Genomic DNA, 23946 nt, shown 5'->3' with positions numbered 1-23946 from the left:
GAGTGTATTAGGTGGGGCGTGTCGTTATTTTGTGCAACGTATTTTGGGGCGTGTATCGACCGCACAGTATGGTCCGGCATCAATCGGCGGACTTGAACCTAGGCGGTAATTTATGCGGCATGGAACCCTGCGGTGTGAGGCTCTGCAGTGTGGAGCCCTGTGCCTTTGACCTTCTGAGCGCCAGGTTGTGCATCACTGCATCTAAAACGCTTTATTCCACCCTACCTGAACTTTAGGTTTTCCCGCATTAGAGCACGCGACTTTGCGCCTATGCCGAGTTGTTCCCTCGTAACGATAACGCCCCCGCGCCCGCGCTATTCCCGATAGACTGGAATCCTCATGAGTATTTTGAATTTTCTTTCTCCCGGGCTGGGCGAGAACCCCGGCGACTACAATCGACGCGATTTTAAGGGCAACCCCCTCACCGCCGAAGAAATCTATGAATCCTTCACCGAGTGGATTTCGACCCGCGGTATGACCCTGTACCCCGCCCAGGACGAGGCTGTTCTGAGCATTGCCGCCGGACATAACGTGGTGCTGGCAACCCCGACCGGTTCGGGTAAGTCCACTGTGGCTGTTGCCGCGCATTTTACGGGCCTGGCGACCGGTCAGCGTTCCTACTACACCGCCCCCATTAAGGCGCTGGTGTCTGAGAAGTTCTTTGACCTGATCAATATTTTTGGTGCCGAGAACGTGGGCATGATTACCGGCGACTCCGCCATTAATACGGAGGCACCCATTATCTGCTGCACCGCGGAAATTCTCGCCAATATTGCCCTGCGCGAGGGTAAGGATGCGGACCTCTGCCAGGTCATTATGGACGAGTTCCATTTCTACTCTGACCCGCAACGCGGCTGGGCGTGGCAGCTTCCCCTGCTGGAGCTTCCGCAGGCGCAGTTCCTGCTGATGAGCGCGACCCTGGGCGATACGACTCGCTTCCAGGAGGAGATGACGGCGCTGACCGGCCGCGAGAGTGACCTGGTGGCGCATTCTGAGCGCCCTATTCCGCTGCATTTCTACTACTCCACCACCCCGGTTCAGGAGACCGTGCAGGAGCTCGTGCAGACCAAGCAGACTCCGGTCTACATTGTGCACTTCTCGCAGAAGGCGGCACTGGAGCAGGCGAACGCGCTGCTGTCGGTGGCTATTGCCTCGAAGGAAGATAAGGAACGCATCGCCGAGCTGATTGCTAAGTTCCGTTTCGGTCCGGGCTTCGGTAAGGCACTGAATAAGCTGGTGCGTGCCGGCATCGGTATTCACCACGCGGGCATGCTGCCCAAGTACCGCCGCCTCGTGGAGCAGCTGGCTCAGGAGGGTCTGCTCAAGGTGATTTGCGGTACCGACACCCTGGGTGTGGGTATTAACGTGCCCATCCGTACCGTACTGATTACGGCGCTGTCGAAGTTTGATGGTGCCCGCAGCCGCCGTCTGCGTGCCCGCGAGTTCCACCAGATTGCTGGACGCGCAGGCCGCGCCGGTTTTGATACCGCCGGCACCGTGGTGGTTCAGGCACCCGAGCACGATATTGAGAACGCTCGCCTGCTGGCTAAAGCTCAGGCGAAGTTCGGTGACGACACCAAGCGCATTAACCAGTCGCTGTCCTCCAAGCGTAAGAAGGCGCCGGAAAGCTTCGTTGGCTGGTCCGAGAAGACTTTCGACCAGCTAGTAGAAGCCGCCCCGGAGCCGCTGACCTCCTCCTTCGACATCACCCACTCGATGCTGCTGAACCTGATGCACCGCCCGGAAAACCCGGTCATTGCCGCATACCGCATCATTCAGGAGAACCATGAGAGCCCTGCGCGCCGCCGCGAGCTGCTGCGCAAGGCAATCGGCATCTACAAGGAGCTGCTGACCGGCGGCGTGATTGAGCGAACCAACACCCCGGACGAGCACGGCTCCTACCTGCGCCTGACCGAGGATTTGCAGGATAACTTTGCCTTGAACCAGCCGCTGTCCGCTTTTGCGGTCGCTGCGCTGGAACTGCTCGACCCCGAATCCCCCAGCTACGCGCTGGACGCGCTCTCCCTCATTGAGGCGACCCTGGAATCGCCGAACCAGGTGCTGTACGCGCAGGAACGCAAGGCGAAGAACGAGCTGTCGGCACAGCTGAAGGCGGATGGTGTGGACTACACCGAACGCATGAACGAGCTGGACAAGGTCACCTACCCGCAGCCTCTGGCGGAGCTCATCGATCAGGCGTACACGACCTACAAGCAGTCCGCGCCGTGGGTTGCACGTTTTGAGCCGCGCCCCAAGTCGATTGTGCGTGACATGTACGAACGCGCGATGGGCTTCAACGACTTTGTGCAGTACTACTCGCTCGAACGTGCCGAGGGCGTGCTTCTGCGCTACCTCTCTGACGCGTACAAGGCAATGCGCCACACTATCCCCGATTCTGCCGTAACCGACGAGCTCGACGACATTATCGAGTGGCTCGGCGAGCTCGTGCGCCAGACCGACTCCTCCCTGGTGGACGAGTGGGAGAAGCTGGCTGCCGGCGAAGACACCGCAACCATTGCAGCCGAGCACGCCTCCATCGAGGAGGAAGAGCCTCCCGCCGTGACGAAGAACCTGCGCGCCTTCCGCGTGATGGTACGCAACGCCCTCTTCCGCCGTGTGGAGCTCTTCGCTGACGAGCGTGACCGTGCCCTGGGCGCCCTGGACGAGTGGTGCGGCTGGGATGCCGACCGCTGGGCGGACGCCATGGACGACTACTTCGACACCTACGACGACATCTACACGGACGCCGACGCGCGCTCGCCTCGCCTGGTCAGCATGGATGAGGACACCGCCGCTCACCCGGGCGTGTGGAAGGTTCAGCAGAGCTTCGCCGACCCCGAAGATAACTTTGACTTCGGTATTCGTGCCGAGGTTGATTTGGCGGCCTCCGATGAGGCGGGGTACCCGGTGCTGAAGATTCTGAGCGTGGGCGAGTTCTAAGGCTCCGATTGAGACTCGAATGAGACTCCGCCCGAGGCTCTGCCACGATGTTGCCCGTAGTGGGCTAGAATACAGAGTATCTATCTATTTAAATGAAAGAAGGTTCACCGTTGACCGTTTCTTCGCTTCCCAAGGTTGAGTACCGCAAGGGTTCGGTCGTCAAGCACGACGGCTACGAGATTACCGACCACTGGTTCCAGGTTCCCCTGACCCACGGTCTGATTTTCTCCAAGGGCAAGGATGCCGCTCTCTCCTCCCGTTTCGCGGACCAGACCATCACCGTGTTCGCCCGCGAGGTCGTGAACACCAACGAGACTCTGACCGTTTCGGCTGATAAGCGTCCTTACATTGTGTACCTGCAGGGCGGCCCCGGTTTCGGTTCGCCCAAGACCGGCTCCATTGGCGGCTGGATTGCTGAGCTGGCGAAGACTCACCGCGTGATTCTTCTGGATCAGCGCGGTACCGGCATGTCTTCCCCGCTGTCTGCTCGCAACATCACCGCTGTGGGTGACCCGCAGGTTCAGGCTGAGTACACTGAGCTGTTCCGTGCGGACTCCATCATCGCTGACGCGGAGGCTGTCCGCGAGGTGCTGCTGGCTGACCGTGCCGACAAACGCTGGTCCACCATTGGTCAGTCCTTCGGTGGCTTCCTGACCCTGTCGTACCTGTCGTTCGCGCCTCAGTCGCTGCGTGACTGCCGCCTCACCGCGGGTCTGGCACCGATTCGTACCTCCGTGGATAACGTCTACCAGCACACCTTCGACCGCATGAAGGAACGTGTTGAGGAATACTACAGCTGGTTCCCCGAGGACGCTGAGCTCGCTACCCGCATTGCTGAGCACCTGCGCACCCACAAGGAGTACCTGCCCACCGGTGAGCGTCTGACCGATCACCGCTTCCAGATGGCCGGCCATTTCCTGGGTGGCCGCTGGCGCGAGCGCGGTCTGCACTACTTCCTGGAGACTGCTTTCGCTGAGGGTAACGACCACCTCTCCGATCAGTTCCTGACCGCTATGGGTGCTGAGGTGACCTTCCAGGCGAACCCGCTGTACGCCCTGATGCATGAGACCATTTATGCTGACGGCCCCGCTGACGGCGTTCTGCCCGGCATCCCCGGCTACGAGCTGTCCCCCTCCCCCGCACCGACCAACTGGTCTGCTGCTCGCGTGGCGGCTTCCCGCCCCGAGTTCGCGCCGGATGCAGATCGTCTGCTCTTCACCGGCGAGCACATCTTCCCCTGGTACTACGAGGAGGATCCCTCGCTGCGTCCGCTGGCTGAGGTTGCGAACCTGCTGGCTGAAAAGAAGGACTGGGGTCGCCTGTACGACCACGCACAGCTGCACAAGAACGAGGTTCCCGTGGTGGCTGCGGCGTACAACCCGGACGTGTACGTGGACTTTGAGCACTCCATGGAGACCGCTCGCTGGGTCGGCAACACCCACGTGTGGACTTCGAAGACCCACCACCACGACGGTTTCGGTTCTGACTCGCTGACCATTCTGGGTCACCTGAAGAACATGCTGGCTGAGGTTCACAATCAGTAATTCTTCTGAAATATCTCTGATATAGCTAAAGCCCCTCACCCCGGTTGATCCGGTGTGAGGGGCTTTCGTGTGAGCGCTTAGCCTGGTGAGGCCGCAGGCTCAGTAACTCAAACTACTTCGAGGAGGAAGAATGCGCATCCTGTGCGGTGCGGGCACGCATCACGAGGGCGTGGTATTCGTCTTCCTTCTCGATCAGCTCGTCACGCAGCTTGGCGGGAATGGCGTTGAGCTTCTCGGTTTCCTTCTGCCAGCGGGCGGTGATGTCCGCACGCTCGGCGGCGGATGCATCCTCGGGCAGTGCCAGGTACTTCTCGGAGAGCGCCTGAACACGCTGAATGGTCTGCAGCGCGCGGCCCTTGGGGCTGAGCAGCGAGGCAAGCACGGTAATGATCAGGACGCCCACGATGACCATCAGCGACATTTCGGTGCTGATTTCGACCACGTGCACGGGCTCGCCGTGGTTGATGAACGGCAGGTTATTCTCGTGCATTGCGTGCAGGATGAGCTTCACACCAATGAACGCGAGGATGGTCGCCAGGCCGTAGGAGAGGTAGACGAGGCGGTCCAGCAGGCCGTCAATAAGGAAGTACAGCTGGCGCAGACCCATGAGGGAGAACGCGGTCGCGGTGAACACAATGTAGACGGACTGGGTGAGGCCGAAGATCGCGGGGATCGAGTCGAGCGCGAAGAGCAGGTCGGAACCAGCGATAGCGACCATGACGAGCATCATGGGGGTCATGACGCGCTTGCCGTTTTCGATGGTGAAGAGCTTGTCACCGTCGAAGTGGTCGCTGGTCTTCAGGTACTTCTTGGCGAGGCGGACCATGATGTTGTCGGCTTCGTCATCGCCGTCACCTTCGGTGATTTCGTCCTTGAGCAGGTTACCTGCGGTCATGAGCAGGACCAGGCCGAAGATGTAGAACACCCAAGCGAAGGAGTTGATGATCGCTGCGCCGGCGAAGATGAAGGAGCCGCGCGCCAGGATCGCGAAGACAATACCGAAGAGCAGAACCTTCTGCTGATTCTCACGGGCGACACGGAAGGTGCCCATAATAATCATGAAAACGAAGAGGTTATCGACCGAGAGAGCTTCTTCGGTGATGTAGCCTGCATAGAATTCGGTGGCAGCGGAGGGGCCGTTCGTCACGAAAATATACAGACCGAACAGCATCGCGATGCCGATGTAAATACTCGACCAGATGGCCGCTTCCTTGACGGAAGGTTCGTGCGCCTTACGAACGTGGAACACGAAATCGAAGGCCAACAGACCCGCGATGATGAGAATAGTAACCAACCATTGCAACCCGGTAACTTCCATGGGGAGCCTTTCTTGTGGTGTGCGTACAGGACCACAAGTCTCTCCCGCCGACCTGAATGGAGGTCGGCTCGATTCACCGGTTAGGCGCCTTCGGCTAACGTGCTGACGATGAGTCGATTGGTGGGATACTCCCTTGCTCGGTGAACGATTATACAGCAGGTTGGGGTTTTCGCACAGGAGCCCCTCCGGGAGAACTTTCAGGAGCTAGGTGCACCGAAACGCCGCATCCGGCGGGGTTGACCTGTCGGATGCGGCGTTCTGCGTGACGAATACACGCTGTCTAGCCCTCCCCGTGAACTATTACGGGGAGGGCTACTTTTCATTCAGTTAGGAGACCATGTTGAAGGTCGGCGGGGTGAACGCAATCGCATTGACCTGCTTGTTCGTATCAAGCGTGCCGTTCTCCTGAATCGTCGGGACGGTAATAACCACCTCGAACTGGTACATGCCTTCCATGAGCGTATTACCACGCAACGCAAAACGCGCGGAGATGCCGGTCGCCTTATCATTCACGCTCGACGCAAACGGAATGACCTGACCCTGAACAGTCTGAGTCTTGCCGTTGCGGGTCATAACGGTTGCCTTGCCGGTCGGGTCAGTCGTGAAAATCTGGCGGTCAATGATTTTACCCTCGGGCGAGAAGAGGTAAATGTCCATGGACGGGTGCAGGTGCGTGGTGCCGGTCGTCGCCTCCAGGGCGGATACGTTGTAGGTCATCACGAACTCACCGCAGTTCAGGTTGAGGTCACCCTCGGGGCCGTGAGTCGCCTCGTACACGGACATGAGGCGAATCGTCGCGGGGTTCGGTGAGGTTGCATTCTCCATGGACCACCACGCCTGACCGGTCTCCGGCGCAGTCACGGGCTTGTTCTTGGTGCGCGACTGCAGGGCGCCACTGGCGGGATTGGTAATCATCCAGCCGCCGACCTGGGTGAAGTCCGGGCCGTGTACCGTCTTGCAATCATCAGCCGATGCAGCGAATGCGGGCACCGTCGTGGAGGCGGCAATAGCGGGCACAGCCCAAAGCGCGCCGCGGGTGAGGTTGCGGCGGGTAACGGAACGAGCTCCCGTGGTGTGTGCGTCTGAAGAGTTATGAGAAATAGTCACAGATTTTTCTTTATCGTTCGGAAGCATCAAGGTTTTATTTGACACGTAAAACACCTTGATAGTGTACAGCATGTATCTGCACTCAGTAGAACTTCATGAACAATGAGTTACCTCATGGCGAAAAACCCACGTCGGCCCCTAAACGCCGGGCTTAGAACACCGGGTTTAGGCGTGACCCGCCTCCTTCATCAGGCGCAGCTCCTTCTTCAAATCGGCAAGCTCATCACGCAGACGCGCCGCCAACTCAAACTGCAGGTTCTCCGCCGCCACGCGCATCTGCTCGTTCATCTGCTCAATCAAATCCAGCAGATCCTCGGCGGGGGCCGCAGCCAGACCGTCGGCGCGAACGCGCGCCTCCGCACGGGCGAGAAGCTCCTCCGACTCCGGGGTGCTCGTGGCAATTTTCGACGAGGTCGCAGAACCGGTCTTCGCACCCGCACTCACCGTACGGGCACCCTTCTTGCCGCTCTTACGCAGCTGCAGAAGCTCGCGGGTGTCCTCTTCCTCGCGGGCGAGAACATCCGTAATATCGGCAATCTTCTTCCGCAGAGGCTGCGGGTCAATGCCGTGTTCACGGTTGTACGCCTGCTGAATCTCGCGGCGGCGGTTCGTCTCATCAATCGCCACGCGCATAGAATCCGTAATCTTATCGGCGTACATGTGCACCTGACCGGACACATTACGCGCCGCACGACCAATGGTCTGAATCAGCGAAGTGGTCGAACGCAGGAAGCCTTCCTTATCGGCATCCAGAATCGCAACCAGGGACACCTCGGGCAGATCCAGGCCCTCACGCAGCAGGTTAATACCAACCAGCACATCAAAGGTACCCAGGCGCAGCTCACGCAGAAGCTCCACACGGCGCAACGTGTCAACGTCAGAGTGCAGATACTGCACCTTCACGCCATGCTGCAGCAGGTACTCGGTCAAATCCTCCGCCATGCGCTTGGTGAGGGTCGTGACCAGCACACGCTCATCACGCTCAACGCGCACGCGAATCTCCTCGAGCAAATCATCAATCTGCCCCTTGGTCGGCTTGACCACAATCTCCGGGTCAATCAGGCCGGTCGGGCGAATAATCTGCTCCACATAACCATCAGCCTGCGACAGCTCATACTTACCCGGGGTTGCCGAAAGGTAAATCGTCTGACCGATACGCTTCAGGAACTCCTCCCACTTCAGCGGGCGGTTATCCATCGCCGACGGCAGACGGAAACCGTGCTCCACCAGGGTGCGCTTACGGGACATATCACCCTCGTACATGGCACCAATCTGCGGGACCGTCACGTGCGACTCGTCAATAATCAGCAGGAAATCATCCGGGAAATAATCCAGCAGACAGTTCGGGGCGCTGCCGGGGGCACGACCATCAATATGACGCGAGTAGTTCTCAATGCCGTTGCAGAAGCCCATCTGCTCCATCATTTCCAGGTCGTAGGTGGTGCGCATACGCAGACGCTGCGCCTCCAGCAGCTTGCCCTGAGATTCGAGGGTCTGCAGGCGCTCGCGCAGCTCATCCTCAATGGAGGTAATGGCCTTCGCCATACGCTCGGCACCGGCGATGTAGTGGCTTGCGGGGAAGACATACATTTCTTCTTCCTCGCGAATCACCTCGCCGGTCAGCGGGTGCAGGGTGTAAATCGCCTCAATCTCATCGCCGAAGAACTCAATGCGGATCGCGTTCTCCTCGTACATGGGGATGATTTCGACGGTATCGCCGCGCACACGGAACGTGCCACGGTGAAAGTCCATATCGTTACGCGCGTACTGCATCGCCACGAACTGGCGCAACAGCTCGTCGCGGTCAACCTCCTCACCGCGACGCAAAGTCACCATCTGCGCAACGTACTCCTCGGGCGTGCCCAGACCGTAAATGCAGGACACGGTCGCAACCACCACCACGTCACGGCGAGTCAGCAGGGAGTTCGTCGCCGAGTGGCGCAGACGCTCCACCTCCTCATTGATGGAGGAGTCCTTCTCGATGAAGGTATCGGTCTGCGGCACGTACGCCTCGGGCTGGTAGTAGTCGTAGTACGAGACGAAGTACTCGACCGCGTTATTCGGCAGCAGCTCGCGCAGCTCATTCGCCAGCTGCGCCGCCAGCGTCTTGTTCTGCACGAGCACCAGGGTCGGACGCTGCACCGCCTCAATCAGCCAGGCGGCCGTCGCGGACTTACCGGTACCGGTGGCACCCATCAGCACAATGTCTTTCTCGCCGTTCTGCACGCGCTCGGTGAGCTCGGCAATAGCCTTGGGCTGGTCGCCGGCAGGCTGGAAGGGGCTGACTACCTCAAAGGGGGCAACAACACGGTTAATCTGGGGTGCATAACTCATGTATCCATCCTAGGGGAAAGCCGCCCGACGCGCCCCCGGATTGGTCACCCTTTTCTGCTGGCGCAATATAATCACGCGCAATAGTACAGACACGACAGGTAACAAGCCATCACCATGAAAGTGCCCAAGTTCATAAAAGAAAGGACGCAAAAGATAAGAGGTATTCGACTGGTTCATCTGCGCTACCGGGCAGGAGGCGAGCGGGAGCATTTTCCGCACGATGACGGTGCTCTTAGGAACAGCGCTCTTAGGGGTGGCCGCCCTCCCCCACAGCCGCCGCCACTCACGGGTGCCGCACCGCAGAAGATAAGCGGCAACACATAAAGACTTATGACGGGCGCTCCGCACCCGCACCCTTTGCCTCCTTGATGTGGCTCACATATGTTTAGAGCGCACACGCAGACAGAACGGGACCACAAGAGCGCACGGAAGGACTCCATGAGCACGACCACGGAGACAGCTTCACAGGCAACCCCGAACGAATCCACAGAAGCGAACCCGGAGGCGAACCCCACCGGCACACCGGCTGCCACCTTAGTTGCCAAAACCGAGCATCGCCGTACCCTCTTGGCGTCCTCACTCTTCGCGTCCTCGTACCCGCTGATTCTGCTCATCGCCCTCGCCATTCTGCTGGGCGTCACCTACCTCTCACTCATCACCGGCAGGTACCCGGTCGAACTGGACGAGCTCTTCCGCATCCTCGGCAAGAACTGGTTCGGCATGGATTTGAAGGTCTACAAGCCCGCCGAAAACATGCTGCTGACCGTGCGCATTCCGCGCCTGCTCGCCGCCGGGCTCATCGGTGCCGCCCTCGCCATTGCGGGCGCCACCTTCCAGGCAGTTTTCCGTAACCCGTTGGTTTCCCCCTACCTGCTGGGTGTTTCGCAGGGCGCGTCGGTGGGTGCCGCCTCCGCCATTCTGCTGGGTGTGGGCACGAGCCTCGCGATTCAGGGTTCCGCCCTCGCCGGTGGTCTCGCCGCCGTGCTGCTGACCGTGAGTATTCCTCACCTGTTGAAGAATCAGTCCACGCTCATGCTGGTGCTCTCGGGCGTGATTGTGGGTGGCTTCGGCACCGCCGCACTCGGTGCGTTGAAGTTCATTGCGAACCCCGAAACTCAGCTGGCGCAGATCGTGTTCTGGCAGATGGGCTCCCTGCAGGACGTACGCGCAGAAGCACTCACCCAGTTTGCGCTGGTGGCGGCGCCCTGCATCCTGCTGCTCTTGGCGATGCGTTGGCGCATCAATATCCTCTCGCTCGGTGACGATGAGGCGCGCACCCTCGGCATTAACCTGACTCGCACCCGCGGTATCACCATTCTGCTGGCAACCCTGGTGACCGCGACGAGCGTATGCATTGGCGGCCCGATTTCTTGGGTAGGTTTGGTCATTCCGCACCTGTGCCGCCTGCTGGTTGGTAGCGACACGACCAAGCTCATGCCGCTGTCCGTGCTGATGGGTGCTTCGTTCATGATGTTCGTCGATACCCTGGCGCGTAGCCTCACCAGCGCGGAGGTTCCTCTGAGCGTGCTGACCGGCTTCATTGGCACGCCCCTGTACGTGGCGCTACTGCTGTTTGGAAAGGTTCGGGTGAAGTAATGTCGTCTTCCACTCCCTATACTCAGCACCGCACGGATGCGAGCGCCGAGGTTCTGCTGCACCTGGACGATGCGGGCTTCCGTTACGGCCACCGGGGCGGGCACATCAAGCGCCGCCGAACGGATCACCGCGCTGGTCTGCACCGTTCCGGGCACCGCTTCAGCCGCTGGATTTTCCGCAACGTGAACCTGCAGGTGCGACGCGGTGAGGTCCTCGCCATTCTGGGTCGCAACGGTGTGGGTAAGTCCACCCTGTTGAACTGCCTGATTGGTTTAAATTCGCTCACCGAGGGCAGCATTCACCTGGGCGGTGAGCCGCTGGATTCTTTGACCGCGACTGAGCGTGCCCGCCGCATCGCCTACCTTCCGCAGATGGAGGGTCGCGGCATCTCCTACACCGTGACCGAGTACCTGCTGATGGGTCGCGCACCCTATATTGGGTTGTTCTCTTCACCCTCGCGCCGTGACCGTGAGCAGGTGCATACCGTGATGGAGGAGCTGGGGCTGCTCGACCTGGCGCACTCCCCGCTGGATGAGCTGTCCGGCGGTCAGCGTCAGCAGGTAGGTATTGCCCGAACCCTGGTGCAAGACGCCCCGCTCATCGTTCTGGACGAGCCGACGAGTGCACTGGACGTGGCGAATCAGGCGAAGGTGTTGCGCAAGATTCGGCAGCTGCGCGATGCCGGGTACGGGGTTATTTTTACGACCCACAATCCGGATCACGCGCTCCTGTTGGATGCGACCGTCGCCCTGCTTGGCGTACACGATATGCCCGATACCATGCCAAACGCAACGCCGCAGGTATCTGCACATGCGCCGGCTTAGCTGCTCACGGGCCGCGCCTCCAAGGTGCTCACCAGCGAGGTTCTCTCACGCACCTTCGCTACAGATTTGTCGGTGGTGTATTCACCACAGCTGGGTCGTTCCAGCGTGCACATGACGAGCCTCGATATGAGGCTCCACAGCTTTTAGTTTTCCGGTGGCGGTTTGAACCAGATACAGAAGATGCGGTAGAGGTGCCGCATCCGCTGTGGTGGCGCGCCCCTAGAGCGCCGCTTCCCCGAACCGCCTCCGGGTTATTCACCCACCCTGTCGACACAGAAAGACACATCATGAAGATTACGAAGTTCCACACCGGCATTGCCCTGACCACTTCCCTCCTGTTGGCTGCGCTGACCGGTTGCGGCGCAGCGAACACCGCCTCCTCCTCGGGTTCCGCATCGAGCTCAACCTCAGTCTCGACTTCGAGCAATTCCGCAAAGAAGCACACCAGCTTCTTCGTGAAGGATAACGGTGACGGCACCAAGGTCATTAAGGACATTGACGGCAAGGAGGTCACTGTCCCGACCAACCCCGAGCGCATCGCTGACCTGTGGCACGCAAACAACCAGGTGGTTCTGTTGCTCGGCGGCGCTGAGAAGCTGGTGTCCACCACGACTGCCGTGAAGTCTCTGGCGTGGTTTAAGCAGGTGTACCCCGGTATTGAGAAGGTTGACGCGCCGGTGAAGGGCACCGACGTGAACATGGAGCAGCTGCTTGCCGATAAGCCGGAGGTGCTACTCGCCTCCTCGAAGGATCAGATTTCGAAGGCTACTGAGGCAGGCATCCCGGCGGTGCACGTGGAATTCCAGAACTTCGCTGATTTGAAGCGCACCGTTGAGCTGACCGCCGAGGTCATCGGTACCGATGAGGCGATTGAGCGTGCCGAGAAGTACCTGGCATATCTGGAGAAGAACGAGAACCTCATCAAGGAGCGCCTGCAGGGCGTCACCGAGTCCCCGAAGGTGCTACACATTGCGGGCGGTTCTGACCTGACGAAGGTGGACGGCTCGAACTCCCTAATTGGTGAATGGATGAAGCTTTCGGGTGCGAAGAACTCCCTGGACGGCGTGGAGAACCTGAAGAACATTTCTCTGGAGCAGATCATTGCCTCGCAGCCGGAGTACATCATCATTGGCGGCGCGGATGCCCAGAAGGGCGTGGACGCGATTAAGGCTGACGCCGCGTGGGCTGACGTTCCGGCGGTGAAGAACGGCAAGATTATTAAGAACCCGGTCGGCACCTTCAACTGGGACCGCTACTCCGCCGAGGAGGCTCTGCAGATTCTGTGGGCGGCGAAGCTGTTCCACCCCGAGAAGTTCTCCGACATTGACCTGGTGAAGGAGACCCGCGAGTTCTACTCGACCTTCTACGGATACCAGCTGACCGAGGATGAAGCGCAGCGCATCATCAATGGTCAGGGCCCCGCAGCTAACTAATCCGAAACTAGCTAATCCGGCGACTAACTCGCCTGGCGGTAGCTCACTTGGCGACCGGCTAGTTCGTTGAACACGTACCGCCCGGAACCGTGCTCACAGCATGGTTCCGGGCGGTATTTTATTGGTTTGTAGCCGTGGGGTGCCACTGTATTAGTCGAGTTCAGCGTTAGTTAACCGCAGCGTTAGCGCACCTCCACGGTGGCTCCGGCGAGGCTCATCAGCGCCCGGTTCGTCAGCGGAAGGTACCCGTTCAGGGCGCTCAAAATCAGCTGCATGGTGCGCTCTTCATCCTCCACGCTCAGCCCGCGCGGAATACCCACGCCGGGCACGCAGATACGCTGCTTGTACAGGTCAATCACGGCGCACACGGTGCGGTTCGGCACACCCAGCACGGGCAGCATGCCGCGGTGATTGACGGTGCGCAGGCCCTTACCGACCACGGCGGCGGTGCGGATATCCGGGCGAGCGCTGCCCTCAAACCGGGAGGCACCCGCACCATTCGCAAAAGCGGCAGGGTCGGGAATACTATTCGGCACCGCGCTCTTCTCGTTCAGCACAGACAACAGCGGCTCCCCCACAGCGGCGGTGACCGCCACGTAGCGTACCTGCCGGTCCATGGCGTTGAGGAAGTCCAGTTCCGCGTATTCCTCCACGCGGTAGTTCTCAACCAGACCGGCCTCACCCGACCCGGTTTCTTCCACGGTTCGGGTGATGACTTCTTCATCGTAGAAGCTTGCCACGCACACCTGCGGGGCGCCTCGCTCAATGCGGGCGCGGCACTGATAGTCGTCATCGAGCAGCCAGAGGGACAGCTCATAGCCGTCGGGTACATCGCGCACACCGGTCGCGAGCAGCACTTCGCTGCCATCCAGGGGGAACGGCTCCCAGCCTGCCGGTTCAAAAGCATTGAGGGCACCGTCCAGGGCGGGGTTGCAGGATCCGAGGCTCGGCGCCTGCTCAGCCGGGGTGAATGCCTCGGTGGCGGGCATGGCGATGGTGAGCCCGCGCATCCTGCCGGCGAGGCAGAGTTCAATCGCCATGAGCAGGTGGCCCGCACCTTCACGGCTCAGTGCTGGGCTCTGAACCATGTGCGCCACACCGGAGTTGTCCAGGCTGAGGTGTTCGCCAACTCCGCGGGCGGCGTTAGAGTAGCGGTTGTGCAGGCGCACCAGCTCGTCAATGGGCAGGGCACGACCCACGGCGCCGAACGCCTGGGCGATAGCGTGAACATGTTCGGGGAAGACGCGGCAGAGCCTGCCAAGCTGGCGAGCAAATTCTGCCGGACGCTGCGTGAGCACGCTCAGTAGGGTGCCGAGGTTCTGCTGGCGATAGGCGTTAAGCAGCTGGGCGACGGTGGCGGGTTCAAGCTGCTCGACGGTGCCCCTCGTGGGGAGGCGCGCTCCCTGGCGGTTGAGAGTTGCGGTGCCGCCGCGGCTGCCCGCGGACTGCTCTGATGAGTTTTTGCCTGCTTGTTCTCGGTAGGTTCCCGGCTGCGTCACGTTTTCACGACCTCAGATATTGGATAAGCCTTTTGGCACTCCTTCTACCCTAGCAACAAAAACAGTCAATTACTAGGGTTCAAGTAACTATTAACTAAGGTTGGACTATCTTTTAGGCTTTGAGAGCTTTACGCAGGCGCTTTAGCTAGGAAACCTAGGAGGAATTCTGGGAACGGAAATCAAAGACCGGGAATCTAGAGGCCGGTAACCTAGACCGGCAAATCCACCCACTGCGTGTCCCCCCAGGTCACGCTCGCCGCACCGGAACTCAAGCTCACCACCAGCTCCTCGGCACGCGCCAGCTCCTCCGGGCGGTCAAACACACCCAGGGAAATCGTGGCGCCCTCCGCACCATACTCGGTACCCAGAACGTTCAGACCGGCGGCACGAATCTCATTCTCCAGGCGGCCAGCATCCGCATGCGAACTGGGCACCTTACCCACGCGCAGACGCTCACGCGAATCGAATAGCGCGCCATCCAGGGTCTGCACCACCGAATCAGTGTAGGCACGCACCAGACCGCCCGCGCCGAGCTTAATGCCACCGAAATAGCGCACGACCACCGCAACCACATCCGACAGGTCGGTGGTGCCGTCCTCGCGGGTCTGACGCGCCAGCAGCGCCTGCATCATCGGCACACCGGCGGTACCGGCGGGCTCACCATCATCGGAGGAACGCTGAATATCGCGGTCAGCACCAATAATGAACGCTGAACACACGTGGCGGGCATCGTGGTAGGTCTTGCGCACTGACTCAATGTAGGCGCGCGCCTCCTCAACGGTGCTCACGCGTTTGATGTGACCAATAAATTCGCTACGCTTAATTTCGAGGAGGCTCTCATAGGGCTCATCGCCGCGCGGCACAAGGTATCGGTTGGCGCGAGTTTCTTCCTGCATGTGTCCTCCTCTAATCAGTACCTATCTATTGTGGCACAGCCCGTCAGGAGCACCGTCCATGTCCCAGCCTTCTTCCCCCGCTTCTACCACGCTGCACCGTTACGCCCTCACCGGCGGTATCGGCAGTGGCAAGAGCACCATCGCCGCCCTCTTCGTGGAGCAGGGCGCATTCCTGGTGGATGCGGACGCTATCTCCCGATCCCTCATGGAGCCCGGCGAGGCGGTGCTCGCCCGCACGGTCGCGGAGTTCGGCGAGCATCTGCTCGATGAGGACGGCCGCCTCAACCGCCCCGCCCTGGCGCGTATCGTGTTCAATGATGAGCAGGCGCGCCTGCGTCTGAACGCGATTGTGCATCCCGCTATTCGTGAGCGTGCCGCGCAACTGGTGGAGCAGGCGCAGTCCGAACCCGGGTTCAGCGGCGTGGTGCTGGAGGATATTCCCCTGCTCGTGGAGACCGGCGACCCGTCCGCTTTTGAGGGCGTGGTCGTGGTGCGCACTCCCCTGGCAACTCGCCTGCAGCGCCTCGTATCGTCGCGCGGCATGAGTGAGGAGGATGCGCGCGCCCGCATCGCCGCGCAGGCAACCGACGAGCAGCGTGAGGCGGTCGCAACCTGGATTATCGATAACGGCGGCTCGCTGGAGGAAACCGCCGAGCAGGTGCGCGCCGTCTGGGAGCAGATGACCGCCGCCTAAGATCCTCCCCAGCAACACGGGGCACAGCAACAGCGGGCATAGCAACACCGGGCGCGTACTCCGGATCCCAACGCCCCCAACCCTGACTCACCTAAACCCCCAATAACGCAAAGAACCCCCTCCCCTCCCAAACGGGAGATGAGGGGGTTCCTCTGCTCTAGGCACCCCACGCGGGGTTACCTATCGGCTATTACGCCTGATGAGTGCTCATCTGAGCGGCAGATTAGTTGCCGGTCAGCTTCTTGCGGAGCTCAGCCAGTGCCTCATCCGATGCGAGGGTACCTGCGGAAGCGGGCTCCTCGGAGAAGTAAGAGGTCGGTGCGGGCTCAGCTGCTGCGGGAGCTGCTGCTGCAGCCTCTGCGTCAGCCTCGAGAGCCTTAGCAACCTGAACCTTGTGAGCCTCGAAGCGAGCCTGTGCCTCTGCGTACTGTGCTTCCCAAGCCTCGCGCTGTGCGTCGAAGCCTTCCAGCCACTCGTTAGCCTCGGGGTCGAAGCCCTCGGGGTACTTGTAGTTGCCAGCCTCGTCGTACTCTGCAGCCATGCCGTACAGAGCGGGGTCAAACTCGGTAGCGTTGGGGTCAACGCCCTCGTTTGCCTGCTTGAGGGACAGGGAGATGCGGCGGCGGTCCATGTCGATGTCGATGATCTTAACGAAGACCTCTTCACCAACGGAGACGACCTGCTCAGCCAGGTCAACGTGGCGGGTTGCCAGCTCGGAGATGTGGACGAGGCCCTCGATGCCGTCCTCAACGCGCACGAATGCACCGAAGGGAACGAGCTTGGTGACCTTGCCGGGAACGATCTGACCCAGAGCGTGGGTGCGAGCAAATGCCTGCCACGGATCTTCCTGGGTTGCCTTGAGGGACAGGGACACGCGCTCGCGGTCCAGGTCCACCTCGAGAACCTCGACGGTAACGGGCTGGCCAACCTCGACAACCTCGGACGGGTGGTCGATGTGCTTCCAGGACAGCTCGGAAACGTGAACCAGACCGTCCACGCCACCCAGGTCCACGAATGCACCGAAGTTGACGATGGAGGAGACAACGCCCTCGCGGACCTGACCCTTCTCCAGCTCGTTGAGGAAGGAGGAGCGAACAGCGGACTGAGTCTCTTCCAGGTATGCACGGCGGGACAGAACAACGTTGTTGCGGTTCTTGTCCAGCTCGATGATCTTAGCTTCGATCTGCTGACCGATGTAAGGTGCGAGGTCGCGGACGCGGCGCATCTCAACGAGGGATGCGGGCAGGAAGCCACGCAGACCGATGTCGAGGATAAGGCCGCCCTTGACAACCTCGATAACGGTACCGGTAACGACGCCGTCGTTTTCCTTGACCTTCTCGATGTCGCCCCATGCACGCTCGTACTGTGCGCGCTTCTTGGAGAGGATCAGGCGACCTTCCTTGTCCTCCTTGGTGAGGACGAGTGCCTCAACCTCGGAGCCGAGCTCGACAACCTCAGAGGGGTCGATGTCGTGCTTGATGGACAGCTCGCGGGAGGGGATGACGCCTTCGGTCTTGTAACCGATGTCGAGCAGAACCTCATCGTGGTCGATCTTAACGACCTGGCCGGAGACGAGATCGCCGTCGTTGAAGACCTTAATGGTCTGCTCGACAGCCTCGAGGAATGCCTGCTCGTCGCCGATGTCGTTGATTGCGACCTGAGGGATGTTGGTGCTCATGTAGTGAGGGCTCCAATTGGATTTCTAATAGGTCGACGCTGCCGGTTCACCGTTCAACACCCCCGGGTGGAGGCGCCGACTGGCTTACTTTTTCACCCCGGCGCGCACGGCATAGGGCCGCTAACGCCTTTGAACGAGGTGAGGAAACGTCGAGCTGACGGATACTTACAATGTGTACCGCCCACCGGAAGCAGATGCTTCAAGCAGGGTGCACGAGCGGTCTGTGCCCGTTTTCTCCCCGTTTTCTTAAGGAGAAAAAAGAGCATAGAAAACCCGTACGTTGGTACACGCGATTAATAGTGTACGGGAATCCCGGGCGTGTCGTCAATGGTTACGCGCCCGGGATTCCCGTACTTATTTGCGGTTTTGGAGTTGTGGTTCACGGAGCGGGTTGCAGTGGGGTTTTGCGGAGGGTCGATGCTCGTCCTCGTTCCTACAGGGGCACCCGCCCTCGCTTCGCTTCGGGCACCCTGATGTCACTACGGACGACACCGCCCCTCCGCGTAAAGCACCAAGCCTACCCGGAGCGGGGTAGCTATACCCTCCGGAAGCGACATCAGGGTACCCTCTCGGGTGCTCTCCGCAGCGAAGCAAGGAGAGGGCGGAGCGCCCGAGAGGGTGGGTTCCCCTGCAGGAGCGGAGGAAGGGTATAGCGTACCCACCCACCCCTGCCTGTAGGAACGAGGACGATAACTGCCTTTCCGTGCGGAAATCAATACAAGGTAGTGAGCCTAGTGGCCCGCCTCCTGCCAGGACTTACCCCAGCCGACCTGCACATCCAGAGGAACACGCAGGGAGGCGGCACCGCTCATCTCCTCGACGAGCACGCGTTCGGCGGCTTCACGCTCACCGGTGGCGACTTCGAGGATGATTTCGTCGTGCACCTGCAGCAGCATGCGGGTCTTCAGGCCCTCTTCGCGCAGGCGGCGGTGAATGTTAATCATGGCGATCTTGATGATGTCCGCGGCGGTGCCCTGAATCGGGGCGTTGAGGGCGGCGCGTTCGGCGGCTTCTCGGCGTACACGGTTGGGCGAGTCCAGGTCGGGCAGCACGCGGCGGCGACCGAAAATGGTTTCGGTGTAGCCGTCCTGGTGTGCCTGCTTGAGCACGCCGCGCAGGAAGCGGCCCACGCGTCCGAATCGCTTGAAGTAGTTGGTGCGCAGTTCGCCCGCTTCGTCGGAGCTGATGTTCAGCTGCTTGGCGAGGCCGAAGCGGGACAGGCCGTACGCCAAACCGTAGGACATGGCCTTGACCTTGGAGCGCTGCTCGGGGGTGACGTCCTCGGGGGCTACGCCGAAGACTTCGGAACCGACATAACGGTGCAGGTCCTCCCCCGCCTCGTAGGCGGCGATGAGCTTCTCGTCAGCGGCGAGGTGCACCATGATGCGCATTTCGATCTGCGAGTAGTCTGCGGTGAGCAGACCCTCGTACTCCACGCCGTCGACGGGTGCGGGCGCGACGATAAAGGCGCCACGGATGCGGCGACCCTCCTCGGTGCGAATCGGGATGTTCTGCAGGTTCGGCGCGGTCGAGGAGAGTCGACCGGTGGATGCGGCGCCCTGCTGGAAGGTGGTGTGCACGCGTCCGTCCTCGGTGGCGGCCTTCTGCAGGCCCTCGACGGTCTGGGCGAGCTTGATGTTGTCGCGGTAGGCGATGAGCGCCCCCAGGAACGCTGCGCCGTCGGATTCGGGCGAGATCTTGGAGAGCAGCTCGGTGACGGATTCGGCGTCGGTCGAGTAGCCGGACTTAATCTTGCGGGTGTGCGGCAGGCCGAGGGTCTCGAAGAGCACGGTCTGCAGCTGCTTGACGGAGGCGAGGTTGAGGGGTTCTTCGCCGTCCTCGGTGGCGACCTCCCCGCCGATGATGGCTCGGGCGGATTCCTGCGCCTGGTTGGCGCGTGCCGAGAAGGTGTCGTGCAGCTCGGTCAGGAGCGCATCGGAGACGGCGATGCCGGCCTGCTCCATGTCTGCGAGCACGTACAGTAGCGGCAGCTCGATTTCTTCGTAGACCTTCAGCTGGCCGTGCTCTTCCATTTCGTAGTGCAACAGGCGCGCAAGCTCGTGGATGATGCGGCTAATCTGCGTGAAGTAGCGCAGGTTCTCGACCGGTTCGGTTTCGCCGGGCAGGCTGAACAGGGAGGGTTCTTCGCGCGTCTCGGGCTGGAAGACCAGCTGCGCGTAGGGTTCCTTGGGAATCCACAGGTAGCGTTCGGCGAGATCTTCCATGCGTTCGGAAAAGAGCTTGCGGGTTGCGGTGGGGATGAAGCCGCACATGTACGAGGACAGCGCGGGGTCCTCGACGGCGCCGGCGAGTTCGTAGCCGTAGGCGCGCAGGAGTTTGCGCTGAACCTTGAGGTCCATGACGATTTTGCGGGCTGCTTCGTCGGAGAGCCAGGCGGCGAGGGCGGCGTCGAGTTCCGGGTCGATGGTGCGGGTGTCGATCCAGAGGCTGGTGTTCTTGCTGGTGAGGAGCACGCCGAGCAGTTCGGGGTTTTCTTCGGCGGCGCGGATCTTGGTTTTGGTGACCTTGACGGCGGGTGCGTCGCCGATGGCGGGGCGCGCTACGGGCAGGTTGGTGACCGGGTAGAGGGTCACAGCGCCTTCGAGGCGTTCGGGTACGGCGATGGGCGCGCCCTGTTCGTCGGTGCCGTAGTTTTCTTCGGCTGCGGCGGCACAGAAGGCGCGGAATGCTGCTGCGTCTGCGTTTTTGGTGGGTGCGCTGGTGGCAATGGGTGCGTAGACGGGGCCGGTGGGCGCCTTCTTGATGGCACCCTCCTCCCCTGCTTCTGCGGCGGAGCTTGCAGAGCCTGCGGATCCAGCGGCGCGCACGATGGGGCCGAGGGTGTCGGCGGCACGCTTGCGGATGGTGCGGAACTCCACCTCGTCGAAGAAGGTGTTGAGTGCATCCAGGTCGGGGGTGAATTCGGTGTCTTCGAGGGTGACGTTCAGGTCGAGGTCGTTGACGAGCTGGTTGAGGCGACGGTTGCGTACGACGTTGTCGATGTTTTCGCGTAGTGCTTCGCCCTTCTTGCCGCCGATCTTGTCGCTGTTTTCGATGACGGCGTCGAGGGAGCCGTATTCGCCGAGCCATTTGGCGGCGAAGCCGGGGCCCACGCCGGGTACGCCGGGCAGGTTGTCCGCCTGTTCGCCGGTGAGGGCGGCGAGGTCGGGGTACATGTGCGGGGGTACTTTGGTTTTCTTTTCGACGGCGGCGGGGTCCATGCGCTGAATACCCTTGGAGGGGCCGGTGGTGACCGGGTAGAGCAGGGTGACGTCGTCGGTGACGAGCTGGAAGATGTCGCGGTCGCCGGAGAGGATGAGGACCTTGTAGCCGGCTTCGGTGCCGCGGCGGGTGAGGGTTGCGACGATGTCGTCGGCTTCGTAGTTTTCGTAGGTGAGCGCGGGGATGTTGAGCGCGCCGAGCATCTTTTTGATGAGGTCAATCTGGCCGTTGAAGGCTTCGGGGATGGCGTTGCGACCACCCTTGTATTCGCCGTATTCGGCGGTGCGGAAGGTGCCGCCGGGTAGGTCAAAGGCTACGGCGATGTGGCTGGGCTGGTTGTCTTTGATGATGCTCAGCAGGGTGGAGAGGAAGGCATGGACGGCTTCGGTGTGCTGGCCGTCGCTGCGCACGAAGATGTGCTGTCCGGTCTTTTCGGCCATGGTGTAGATGCCGAAGAAGGAGCGTAGGGCGAGGGAGTGTCCGTCAATGAGCAGGAGGGTTTTGTTCTCTGTAGTCACTCCTCTAGTGTATCGAGTCTGAGTTTTCTTGGTGGTTGGCTTCGTGGCTGCGGGTTTTGTGGTGGCTGCCGGTTAGGACTGTGGGGAGGCGCCCGCGCCGTGTTGGGTGCCGGTGCTGTGCCATATAGCGGAATAACGGGGTGTGTGGAAAGAGTTTTACCTCATATGTAGGTGCCGGTGGGGTGCGTTTGGTGAGTTTTCCCCCAAAAAATGTGCCCCAAGCCACTATGTAAGGTGGATAATAATACGGTTTCCAGATAATATATAACCTTATTATCGCCTCCAGCGTAGGAACCCCCACACCCCGTGTATTCATAGGCAGAACTCTACCCAGAATTCACCGGCAGGATCCACCGGACCGTGAGGGCACCTCCCGCGCTTAACACACAACGAACCCTCATTTAGGAAACTATGAAGGCACTCAAAAAACTTCCCCTTCTCGCGTGGATTATCATCGCGATTGCATCGGGTGTGCTCATCGGCATGCTGACCCCGGGAATGATTAGCGGCATCAATGACGCAACCGGCGCAGCCATCCCCACCGACCTCATTGTGCAGCTCTTCGTCTCCTTCTCGACCGTATTCAGCGCCTTCCTGAGCTTCGCGATTCCGCTGATTATTATCGGCTTCATCGTGCCCGGCATTGGTTCCCTCGCGCAGGGTGCGGGCAAGATGCTCGGCATCACCGTGGGTCTGGCGTACATCTCCAGCATCCTTGCTGGTTTCCTGGCACTGACCTGCGCACTGCTGCTCTACCCCATCATCCTGAAGGGTCAGCAGCTCGCCTCCTTCGATAACCCCGAGAACGCACTGTCCAAGGGCTACATCTCCTTCGAGCTAACCCCGATTATGGGCGTGCTGAGCGCACTGATTCTCTCCTTCATCCTGGGCCTGGGCATTACCGCACTGAAGACCCGTGCGATGCTGAACCTCTTCGAGGACTTCCAGGTCATCGTTGAGAAGATGCTCGGCTACGTGATTATCCCCCTGCTGCCGGTGCACATTGTGGGCGTGTTCGCAAACATGACCCTCGCCGGTCAGGTGGCGAAGATCCTCTCCGTCTTCGGTCTTGTGTTCGTCATGGTGATTATTCTGCACTGGGTCACCCTGGCGCTGCAGTACTCGGTGGCTGGCGCGATTTCTCGCCGCAACCCCATCCAGATGCTCAAGACCATGCTCCCGGCATACTTCACCGCAATCGGTACCCAGTCTTCGGCTGCGACCATCCCGGTGACCGTGCGTTCGGCGAAGAAGGCTGGCATCTCCCCCCGCGTGGTGGACTTCGCGATTCCGCTGTGCGCGACCATTCACCTCTCCGGCTCCATGATTACCATTACCTCCTGCTCGGTGGCAGTGCTGTTCATGACCGGTCAGCACCCCGACTTCGGTAGCCTGATTCCCATGATTCTGGTGCTCGGCGTGATGATGGTTGCCGCTCCCGGCGTTCCCGGCGGTGGCGTGATGACCGCAATCGGTCTGCTGCAGTCCATGCTCGGTTTCGATGCCTCCATGATTGCCCTGATGATTGCCCTGTACCTGGCTCAGGACTCCTTCGGCACCGCAACCAACGTGACCGGTGACGCGACCATCGCAGCCCTGACCGAGCGTATCTCCAAGGCAATCGGAGCGAACCCCGATAAGGAAATCCGCGACGAGGACATCGAAAAGGCAGAAGCTATTTCCGCCTAATCCTCATCCGCTTCCATAACGTTTTTCAGCCCCGCCTCCTGAGTTCAGGAGGCGGGGCTGATCCGTACCCGGAAGCACTCGCGAAAAGCTATCCCACCCAAAGCAACAAAAACCAAGGAGTACACTGGAAGTCATGACTGAAAACAACACACAGCACGCACCCGTCCGCGCGGCAGCGCCCACCACCCTCACCGCAGAAGAAATCAAGGCGCAGCTGACCGAAAGCGGCATCCCCGAGCACCTGCACCCCTACTTCCCCCGCGGCCTAGGCGAGCTCATCCCCGCTATGGGCATTAAGTTCCAGGAACTCACCGCAGAACGCACCGTTGCGACCATGCCCGTCGCCGGTAACACCCAGCCCATCGGTCTGCTGCACGGCGGTGCCAACGTGGTTCTCGCCGAGACCCTCGGCTCGCTCTCCGCGGGCGTGCACGGCGGCGAAAACCTCGTAGCAGTCGGTGTGGACATCAACGCAACCCACGTGCGCCCGGCAGTCTCCGGTGTGGTTACCGCAACCTGCACCGCTGTCAAGCTCGGACGCACCCTGTGCATCCACTCCATCGACATTGTGGATGAGCGCGGTCGCACCACCTGCACCGCACGCATCACCAACATGCTGATCCCCCGCCCCACTGCCTAACGTCCTACAACTTC

15 protein-coding genes are annotated in these 23946 nt (G+C 60.8%); 8 read left to right on the top strand and 7 right to left on the bottom strand.

The features are described 5' to 3' along the window. The first annotated feature begins 339 nt into the window (after positions 1–339). Together HMPREF2971_RS04095 and HMPREF2971_RS04090 are read left to right on the top strand one after the other, a co-directional pair. The gene (locus HMPREF2971_RS04095) at positions 340–2940 is read left to right on the top strand and encodes a DEAD/DEAH box helicase (RefSeq protein WP_070691520.1); all 2601 of its coding nucleotides are present in this window, start codon (positions 340–342) and stop codon (positions 2938–2940) included. A gap of 92 nt (positions 2941–3032) precedes the next feature. Beyond that, positions 3033–4484 (top strand): alpha/beta fold hydrolase, encoded by a 1452-nt coding sequence (locus tag HMPREF2971_RS04090; RefSeq protein WP_070691516.1) that lies wholly within the window; start codon positions 3033–3035, stop codon positions 4482–4484. A gap of 112 nt (positions 4485–4596) precedes the next feature. Here HMPREF2971_RS04090 and HMPREF2971_RS04085 read toward each other — a convergent pair whose 3' ends face one another. From HMPREF2971_RS04085 to uvrB, 3 genes are all read right to left on the bottom strand, one after another. Continuing rightward, complete coding sequence (locus HMPREF2971_RS04085; protein ID WP_070506435.1) at positions 4597–5802, bottom strand: TerC family protein; 1206 nt, start codon at positions 5800–5802, stop codon at positions 4597–4599. Positions 5803–6129: 327 nt separating this feature from the next. Further along, positions 6130–6909, bottom strand: a complete 780-nt coding sequence (locus HMPREF2971_RS04080) for an ornithinee aminotransferase (RefSeq protein WP_246824763.1) — start codon at positions 6907–6909, stop codon at positions 6130–6132. 165 nt (positions 6910–7074) lie between these two features. Then, positions 7075–9243, bottom strand: a complete 2169-nt coding sequence (gene uvrB, locus HMPREF2971_RS04075) for an excinuclease ABC subunit UvrB (protein ID WP_070600225.1) — start codon at positions 9241–9243, stop codon at positions 7075–7077. Between the two features lie 438 nt (positions 9244–9681). Between uvrB and HMPREF2971_RS04070 the strand changes: the two genes are divergently transcribed. From HMPREF2971_RS04070 to HMPREF2971_RS04060, 3 genes are all read left to right on the top strand, one after another. After that, positions 9682–10839 (top strand): FecCD family ABC transporter permease, encoded by a 1158-nt coding sequence (locus HMPREF2971_RS04070; protein WP_080973370.1) that lies wholly within the window; start codon positions 9682–9684, stop codon positions 10837–10839. Next, positions 10839–11663, top strand: coding sequence for an ABC transporter ATP-binding protein (locus tag HMPREF2971_RS04065; protein WP_083314077.1), 825 nt, complete (start codon positions 10839–10841; stop codon positions 11661–11663). Before HMPREF2971_RS04070 ends, HMPREF2971_RS04065 begins: the two co-directional genes overlap by 1 nt. A gap of 287 nt (positions 11664–11950) precedes the next feature. Then, a complete protein-coding gene (locus tag HMPREF2971_RS04060) occupies positions 11951–13096 on the top strand; it encodes an ABC transporter substrate-binding protein (RefSeq protein WP_239669183.1) in 1146 nt (381 codons plus the stop codon). 182 nt (positions 13097–13278) lie between these two features. Here the strand turns inward: HMPREF2971_RS04060 and HMPREF2971_RS04055 are convergent, their stop codons facing one another. Both HMPREF2971_RS04055 and HMPREF2971_RS04050 read right to left on the bottom strand, forming a co-directional pair. Next, complete coding sequence (locus tag HMPREF2971_RS04055) at positions 13279–14595, bottom strand: hypothetical protein (RefSeq protein ID WP_049353141.1); 1317 nt, start codon at positions 14593–14595, stop codon at positions 13279–13281. 209 nt (positions 14596–14804) lie between these two features. Beyond that, the gene (locus HMPREF2971_RS04050; RefSeq protein ID WP_012903629.1) at positions 14805–15491 is read right to left on the bottom strand and encodes an IMPACT family protein; all 687 of its coding nucleotides are present in this window, start codon (positions 15489–15491) and stop codon (positions 14805–14807) included. Positions 15492–15549: 58 nt separating this feature from the next. On the opposite strand from HMPREF2971_RS04050, the gene coaE reads away from it, so the two are divergent. Beyond that, a complete protein-coding gene (coaE, locus tag HMPREF2971_RS04045) occupies positions 15550–16185 on the top strand; it encodes a dephospho-CoA kinase (RefSeq protein ID WP_049362280.1) in 636 nt (211 codons plus the stop codon). Between the two features lie 223 nt (positions 16186–16408). On the opposite strand, the gene rpsA is transcribed toward coaE, so the two are convergent. Together rpsA and polA are read right to left on the bottom strand one after the other, a co-directional pair. Further along, positions 16409–17863 (bottom strand): 30S ribosomal protein S1, encoded by a 1455-nt coding sequence (gene rpsA / locus HMPREF2971_RS04040; RefSeq protein WP_070691513.1) that lies wholly within the window; start codon positions 17861–17863, stop codon positions 16409–16411. A 731-nt stretch (positions 17864–18594) separates the two neighbouring features. After that, positions 18595–21603 (bottom strand): DNA polymerase I, encoded by a 3009-nt coding sequence (polA, locus tag HMPREF2971_RS04035; protein WP_070691509.1) that lies wholly within the window; start codon positions 21601–21603, stop codon positions 18595–18597. A gap of 411 nt (positions 21604–22014) precedes the next feature. Between polA and HMPREF2971_RS04030 the strand changes: the two genes are divergently transcribed. Continuing rightward, the gene (locus HMPREF2971_RS04030) at positions 22015–23292 is read left to right on the top strand and encodes a dicarboxylate/amino acid:cation symporter (protein WP_005506227.1); all 1278 of its coding nucleotides are present in this window, start codon (positions 22015–22017) and stop codon (positions 23290–23292) included. Positions 23293–23425: 133 nt separating this feature from the next. After that, on the top strand, positions 23426–23932 hold the full coding sequence (locus tag HMPREF2971_RS04025) for a PaaI family thioesterase (protein WP_049341349.1): 507 nt from the start codon (positions 23426–23428) through the stop codon (positions 23930–23932). The last annotated feature ends 14 nt before the right edge of the window (positions 23933–23946 follow it).

It is taken from the genome of Rothia sp. HMSC066G07 (assembly GCF_001814485.1).
GTDB lineage: Bacteria > Actinomycetota > Actinomycetes > Actinomycetales > Micrococcaceae > Rothia.
This window is presented reverse-complemented; position numbering and strand designations above follow the sequence as displayed.

Excerpts from the sequence above, each read along its gene's own strand:
- HMPREF2971_RS04065 (WP_083314077.1), top strand. The coding sequence starts at position 10,839 with ATGTCGTCTTCCACTCCCTATACTCAGCACCGCACGGATGCGAGCGCC.
- HMPREF2971_RS04050 (WP_012903629.1), bottom strand. The coding sequence starts at position 15,491 with ATGCAGGAAGAAACTCGCGCCAACCGATACCTTGTGCCGCGCGGCGAT.
- HMPREF2971_RS04070 (WP_080973370.1), top strand. The coding sequence starts at position 9,682 with ATGAGCACGACCACGGAGACAGCTTCACAGGCAACCCCGAACGAATCC.
- HMPREF2971_RS04085 (WP_070506435.1), bottom strand. The coding sequence starts at position 5,802 with ATGGAAGTTACCGGGTTGCAATGGTTGGTTACTATTCTCATCATCGCG.
- HMPREF2971_RS04090 (WP_070691516.1), top strand. The coding sequence starts at position 3,033 with ATGAAAGAAGGTTCACCGTTGACCGTTTCTTCGCTTCCCAAGGTTGAG.
- rpsA (WP_070691513.1), bottom strand. The coding sequence starts at position 17,863 with ATGAGCACCAACATCCCTCAGGTCGCAATCAACGACATCGGCGACGAG.
- HMPREF2971_RS04095 (WP_070691520.1), top strand. The coding sequence starts at position 340 with ATGAGTATTTTGAATTTTCTTTCTCCCGGGCTGGGCGAGAACCCCGGC.
- uvrB (WP_070600225.1), bottom strand. The coding sequence starts at position 9,243 with ATGAGTTATGCACCCCAGATTAACCGTGTTGTTGCCCCCTTTGAGGTA.
- HMPREF2971_RS04060 (WP_239669183.1), top strand. The coding sequence starts at position 11,951 with ATGAAGATTACGAAGTTCCACACCGGCATTGCCCTGACCACTTCCCTC.
- HMPREF2971_RS04030 (WP_005506227.1), top strand. The coding sequence starts at position 22,015 with ATGAAGGCACTCAAAAAACTTCCCCTTCTCGCGTGGATTATCATCGCG.
- coaE (WP_049362280.1), top strand. The coding sequence starts at position 15,550 with ATGTCCCAGCCTTCTTCCCCCGCTTCTACCACGCTGCACCGTTACGCC.
- HMPREF2971_RS04025 (WP_049341349.1), top strand. The coding sequence starts at position 23,426 with ATGACTGAAAACAACACACAGCACGCACCCGTCCGCGCGGCAGCGCCC.